Source organism: Streptomyces sp. NPDC007095 (assembly GCF_040634475.1).
Taxonomy (GTDB): domain Bacteria; phylum Actinomycetota; class Actinomycetes; order Streptomycetales; family Streptomycetaceae; genus Streptomyces.
Genome location: NZ_JBEYFS010000396.1, coordinates 1 through 5,813, shown reverse-complemented (window position 1 = coordinate 5,813; position 5,813 = coordinate 1). Strand labels below are relative to the sequence as shown.

Genomic DNA, 5,813 nt, shown 5'->3' with positions numbered 1-5,813 from the left:
CACCTATACCAACCCCCCCTATAAAAAACCCTTCCCCAACCCCACGCTCTCCCCATATCTCCCTTTCCACACATAACACAACCCCCACGGGCCCCCCTCCCATCAGGGGAGGCGGCCCCTTCGTCTTGGACTGCTCGCGCTCTTCCTTCTTGTGTCTCTATAGGGACGTCGATAGGGATCTCAGTAGGCATGCCAGTAGGTCTGTAGGTATCTGCACACTTATCTTTGCTCCTTTCTATCTAGAGATCTATCCGTCCTGGTGCGTCACGGATCAGTGCTGCGGCGCATCATGTTGGCGACATCAAAAAACGGATCTTTCGCGCGACAACCCACCGAAACACCGAACCAGCCAACACGCCAACCTGCTACGCCGTGACACAAATTGAGTCGCGACTGCGATAGTGTTACCGGTGATCAATTGGAGAGATAGATCCACCGTGAGGAGGGCCAGACGTGGCGGGGCGCATCACGCTGGCGTCGCTGGCAACAGCCGCCAAGCTCAATCGCATCTGGGTCAAGAAGGCAACCGACCTTGGGCTGATCAGTCCGGCTTCCCTCGACGGCGAAGACGTCATCGTGGTGCAAGTTCTGGCTGTCGTCGATCAACTTGTTTGGCCGGGCAACAAACGTTCGAGGAGTCAGTCCAGAACTCTCGAGGTCGGTCTACCGCTCGTCGTGAACACGGCCCGCGACTCCATCACTGACATCCGCACCACTCGCGACACCGTCCTCTGGGTGGTACAGGACGAGGTCCCCAAGGTCACCAACACCCTTGGTGAGCGAGCCCAGTACGTCATCGACGTCCTCGGCAGGAGGTGTGCCTACTCCATTCCGCTCGGTGAATGGATTGCCACACTTCCCAAGGGCTACGAAGTCCCGGCAACCCACAGGCTGGCCAGGCAGGGGGCCATCGCCCCTGAGCCCACCGACACCGCGACCGACAACCCCGTCTCGGATCAGTCGGCCGCGGCCTAGAACCTGTGCTGAGCACTCCCCCTGAGCACAAAAAGTACTGGCCCGGGACTCCGCAATCCCGGGCCAGTCATGCCGAAGAGGTGAGCGTCACCAACATCCCTAGCTGAATACCTGTCTCGCGTCCGGCTTCCCTACCTCCCCAGGCAGAGCCGGTTGGCGATGTGGGTTTCCCTCATTCCTCCTCGACTGGAGCACATCATAGCTACCCGTCCGAGGGCTGGCGTAGTCATGCCTCCTGCAGACCGAAATCGCCCGCCAGACCCTTTACCGCCTCGGTTCTCGCCGCCCACTGCTTCTGCGCGAACTCGTGACGGTAGGCGCCCTGAGGCGCCTCCGTCCGTCTCCGGCGAGCCTCTGCTGCTCACTCCCGGCATGCGCAGCGCGCTCTCCGCGGCCGTGCGCTCACTTCTTGACGACCCTCGTCTCGCTGAGGCGGACGACTCTGTTCGGCTGACCTCAGTCGTTCTGCTGGCGAAGGCCCCTGTCACGTCGGCTCGTGTGGAGACGATGTCGCGCGATCTGGGTGGATGGCTCGGCTACGGGGTCTCGCACGTCGCCCACACCGTGGTTCCTCGAGTGCGCGCGTCCGGTCTCGCGACGTGCAGACGTGCCCGTGACGCTGCCGGCTGGACGCACGCCCTGCAGTTCGAGCTGCTGCCGTTGAAGGAGGTGCGCTCCGAACAGGGCCTGAATCCGCTCTCGTTGCTGAACAAGCGCGACCTCGCGACGATGCTTCACTTTGCCGAGGCGGTGCTGTGCCCGGGATGGGCGCCCAAGGACAAGCCGGCTACGCCGGCAGGCTTCATGTCGGGCCGCAGGGGGAGGGGTTCGGCCACGGATCGGCTGGCGATGTTTCTCCTCGCGCTCGAGGCGCGTGAGGACGGCAGTGTCCGGATGGCTCCGGGGCGGCTTCCTGAGGGGTACAGCCGTTCGGAGGTGACCGTCGCCCGGCTGCTGAGGTGTTCTCTGGAGCTGGCCGTAGAGGTGCTGCGACGGCTGGTGGAGATGGGGGCCGTCGACTGGGACCGTCCGGAGAAGTTCGGGCGGGACCGGCTTCTGGTTCCGGCGATCCGCGCCGCGCACGAGCGCACGCAGGCGGCTTCCCCCCGTACCGATGAAGCCACGCAGGAGACGTCGCCTTCCCAGGAGCCGGCTTCGTCGTCCGACGACGGCCGGTGCACGCGGTGCGAAGTCGGGGATGCTTACGGGAACTTGCTCCTCGAAGGGGACGGCTGGGCGCAGTTGTCCTTCGAAGATGTTCCTGATGAGGCTTCGGATAGTGCATGTGGGGATCAGCCGAGCGCCTCGGGCGCATCGCCACAGGTAGGTGCAGGTTTCGAGGGGGGTTCGTTGCCGGGGGTTTATGCAGACCCCCACACGGCCCACCCACCGGTGGTTCCTCTCTCCGGGTCTTCTGCAACTGAGTTGGTTGGCTTTTCCGGCTCTGCCGTCGATGGTGAAGGCCGTTTGCGGAACCGCGCGTGCGCGGGCGAGGATTCGCCGCAGACCAGTTTGGCCGGGCCCCCCTCGTCGGGCAAGGCCGACCCGCTTCGCGGGGAACAGCAAAAGGCTTCTCCGGCTGCTCAGGCGGGTTCGGCGGCTCCGCCCACCGCGTTCGTCCGGCCCGTCGTGGTCCCGAAGGATCTCCAGCAGGCGCTCGCTCCGGTGGCGTGGCTGTGGGCCGGTCTGCGCCGGGAATCTGCGGGGGAGTGGCTGGCGAAGGCGGTTCGTCTGGAGTTGGTGCGGCTGCGCGGTGTCGTCGGGGACGCCCTCGCCGACCGGCGGTTGGCTGAACGCCTCAAGCGCCGACTGGACCGGCAGGGCCTCCGGCCGATCCAAGACCTGGCCGGCTGGATGATCAAGCGCGGCTTGCCGCAGAACCAGCAGTGCTGGTCGCAGTTGTGCGACGACGGCTACCGGCTCGACACCGCGGGCCCCTGCGACAGCTGCAGCTGCCTGCTCGCCGATCGGCGTGGACTTCGTACGGTCGTGGCGACTCAGGTAGCCGCCCAGCACCGGGGCTGTCCAGCGGGGGAGTGGCGCGAGGTGTACGAGACCCAGCTGCGGGCCCGGGTCCAGCACGACGCCGCGATGGACCTCGTACGCCGGGAGCGGACCGCCGAGCGGCAGGTGGCCTTCCGCGCGGCGGTGGAGGAGCAGGAGGCTCAGATCGCGGCGGAGAAGGCCGAGGCGGCCGCACGTCCGTGCTCTGAGTGCGGTGTGCCCGAAGCCGCTGGGCTGTGCCCGACATGCACCTTCCGACGGACCACCGCGAAACTCGTGGCGGAGGCGGTCGATGTCGCCGTGGCGATGCGGGCCGACCTGGACGATCCGCAGGCGGTGGCCACTCTGACCATGCAGGTCGCGCACGACACCTGGGCCTTCGTGCAGCGTGCCGCGGTTGCCGAAGCCTGTGACGAACCGGTCTCCCGGGCGTTCGCCGAGCAGGAACTCGCCAAGCGGGTTCTCGGGCAGCGGCGGGAGCGGGCAGTGGAGAGGCTACGGGAGTCGCCGCCGGCCGAGATGGAGGCCGCGCACGTCACGCGGATGGCGCTGCGCGGGATGTTCCCCACGGAGAAGAACCTCCAGCGGGCGAAGACGGCGGCCGCGAAGGCCCGGGCACGGGTGGCGCAGGAGCTGTTGGGGGAGTTCCTCGGTGATCTGTACCAGGCACGGGTCGTAGCGGCGCCGCACGAGCCGGTGCAGCCGTGGAGCGAGCGGTGGGCCGATCTCGCCCAGCGCCCGCTCACCGACGACGACACGGCCGTGGCCGCAGAAACAACGGCGGACTCGTGATCCGTCTCGGCGCCTCCGTCAACCAGGCATCAGCGTGGGCACGCCTCCGTGCCCTGCCGAGCCGCGACCGCAGCCGAGGACCCGGACCCGCCCTTGGCGTTGCTCCGGCACTGTGTCTAACTACCGGCCGTGAGCCGGTGTTTGTCCTGGACAGGGGTTGCTGCGACACTTCGGCGTCCGCGAAGCGCTCGTGCGCGTGGCCGGACCCGGGGGTTCTTCGTTGTCCGCGTCGGTGACTTCGTCTACCTCGACGGCGCGTACCAGCGAGTCCGGGAGATGCGGTCGGCCGGCACCGCAGCCCACCGCGTACCGACGCTCTCGCTCAGCGCCATCAAGAGCCATCTGAGCCGGATCCATGACAAGTTGCCAGCCCGCAACCGTGTGGAGATCGCCGCCTGGGCCTGGGAGCACGGCGTCGTCGGCTGAACGCGCTCCGCCGCCAGGAGCAAGGGCGAGGGCACGTGACCACGGTGGTCACGTGCCCTGGTCGTGCTGTCCGGAGGGTGGGTCGAGCGGATCGCCGAGGTCAGGCGGTCCGGCCCTGTGGCGCATGGGCATCGCGTATCGGCGGGCAACCCAGTCGGCCGCGGGTGGCGATCAGCAGGACGGCGGCAGCGGCGGTGGAGCTGAGCAGGAAGCCGTGCGCGGCGTCTCCGGTGGACAGGGAGGGGAACATGTCGGACCGGGCCAGGGAGAAGAAGTTGTTGACGCCGCAATGCAGCAGCATGGCCAGCGGCAGGCTCTCCCCGGTGCGGTTGAACACCCAGGTCATGACGAAGCTGAAGGCGATCGCGGTGGCGATGAACTCCAGGGGCGTGGTCCAGGACATGTGCGGCCAGTTGCCCCAGTCGGACATAAACAGCGGGAGATGCCAGGCGCCCCACAGCGGGCCGACGACGAGGGTGCCGAGCAGCGGGCCGTAGCGGCGCTGCAGGCGGGGCATGGCGAACTCGCGCCAGCCGGGCTTCTCGGCGAGGCCGGTGGTGATCATCTGCATGATCAGGCCGGGCAGGAACGCGGCCAGTACCGTGACGGGCGGCATCGCGGGGTCGTGGCCGGCCAGCGCGACCGTGGCGAGTGTCAACGCGGCGGGCACCGAGAACAGCACCACGACGTGCCAGCGCCAGCCGACCCGGAACTTGGTCATACGACCGCGTCAGGCACGCAGTCCGGGGCGTCCCTCGGTGATCCCGGTGACGAGGAGGGCCGCAGTGACCGGGCCGAGGTAGGCGCCGGGCAGGACGCCTAGGAGCTGGGTGGTGCCGCCGACGCCGGGGAAGGCGAAGTGCCACAGGCCCAGACCGTTCTCGGACAGGATGTACGGGGTCCACGCCGTCCAGCTCAGCAGGTAGGCGAGGGAGAAGAACCAGGTCAGGGGGCGGCGGCGGAAGCTGCCTCGCAGGCCGGTCGCGCGGGCCGGGCGGGCCGGGCTTTCGATGGTGACGGGGGCTTGGGCGCTCACCGCGGGTCCCTTCGGAGGGGGTTGATCTGATGCGTCCGGCACACCAGCGCCGCGCCTGCGGATCATTGCCGTGCGCGCCCCAAGTGGTGGTACAGCAGGGTGTACTTGAGGGGTCGTCACCCCTGGCGGCCTGCCGCCCCTGTGCGCACCGCCGCCTCGGTCGGGGTCGTCGCGGTGCGTACGGCGCCGGCGACCGTCACCCCCGCCACGGCCGCGGTGGCGGTGTCCACGGCGATCTCGCCGGAACCGGACGGAGCACGGCCCTCGACCCTCGGGGCGTCCAGTAGCTTCGTCGAGGACCAGCCGTGCCCCGACGCCTGGGGGCCCCGGCTGCCACGATCCGTCCGTTGGCGTCGACGAGGGCGGCGGGAAAGCCGATGTCGCCGACCGCCGCGGTGACACCCGGCAGCCCGGTCAGTTCACCGGTCAGCCGGACGGGACGGGACCGTACGGCGTTCCGGGAGCGCGATCGGCGGGTCCTCGATCGGATGGAACTCCTGGTCGGCCGCGACCACGACGTCCGCGCCGCCGAGGCGCCCGGCGGGCAGGTGCGAGCGCAGGCCGGACTCGGCCAGTACGC

4 protein-coding genes and 1 pseudogene are annotated in these 5,813 nt (G+C 68.5%); 3 read left to right on the top strand and 2 right to left on the bottom strand.

Features of this window, described 5'->3' with window-relative positions; genetic code table 11:
- Positions 1 to 453 precede the first annotated feature (453 nt).
- From ABZ656_RS55765 to ABZ656_RS55755, 3 genes and pseudogenes are all read left to right on the top strand, one after another.
- Positions 454 to 975: a hypothetical protein gene (locus ABZ656_RS55765; protein WP_101408549.1), complete on the top strand. Its 522-nt coding sequence runs from the start codon at positions 454 to 456 to the stop codon at positions 973 to 975.
- Between the two features lie 1,629 nt (positions 976 to 2,604).
- Positions 2,605 to 3,771, top strand: coding sequence for a hypothetical protein (locus ABZ656_RS55760; protein ID WP_360280095.1), 1,167 nt, complete (start codon positions 2,605 to 2,607; stop codon positions 3,769 to 3,771).
- A 315-nt stretch (positions 3,772 to 4,086) separates the two neighbouring features.
- A pseudogene (locus tag ABZ656_RS55755) lies at positions 4,087 to 4,197 on the top strand (DNA-binding response regulator); the annotation flags it as partial.
- A 100-nt stretch (positions 4,198 to 4,297) separates the two neighbouring features.
- Here the strand turns inward: ABZ656_RS55755 and ABZ656_RS55750 are convergent.
- Both ABZ656_RS55750 and ABZ656_RS55745 read right to left on the bottom strand, forming a co-directional pair.
- Complete coding sequence (locus ABZ656_RS55750) at positions 4,298 to 4,918, bottom strand: CPBP family intramembrane glutamic endopeptidase (RefSeq protein WP_360280092.1); 621 nt, start codon at positions 4,916 to 4,918, stop codon at positions 4,298 to 4,300.
- Between the two features lie 9 nt (positions 4,919 to 4,927).
- Positions 4,928 to 5,233, bottom strand: coding sequence for a hypothetical protein (locus ABZ656_RS55745; protein ID WP_360280089.1), 306 nt, complete (start codon positions 5,231 to 5,233; stop codon positions 4,928 to 4,930).
- Positions 5,234 to 5,813: the final 580 nt, after the last annotated feature.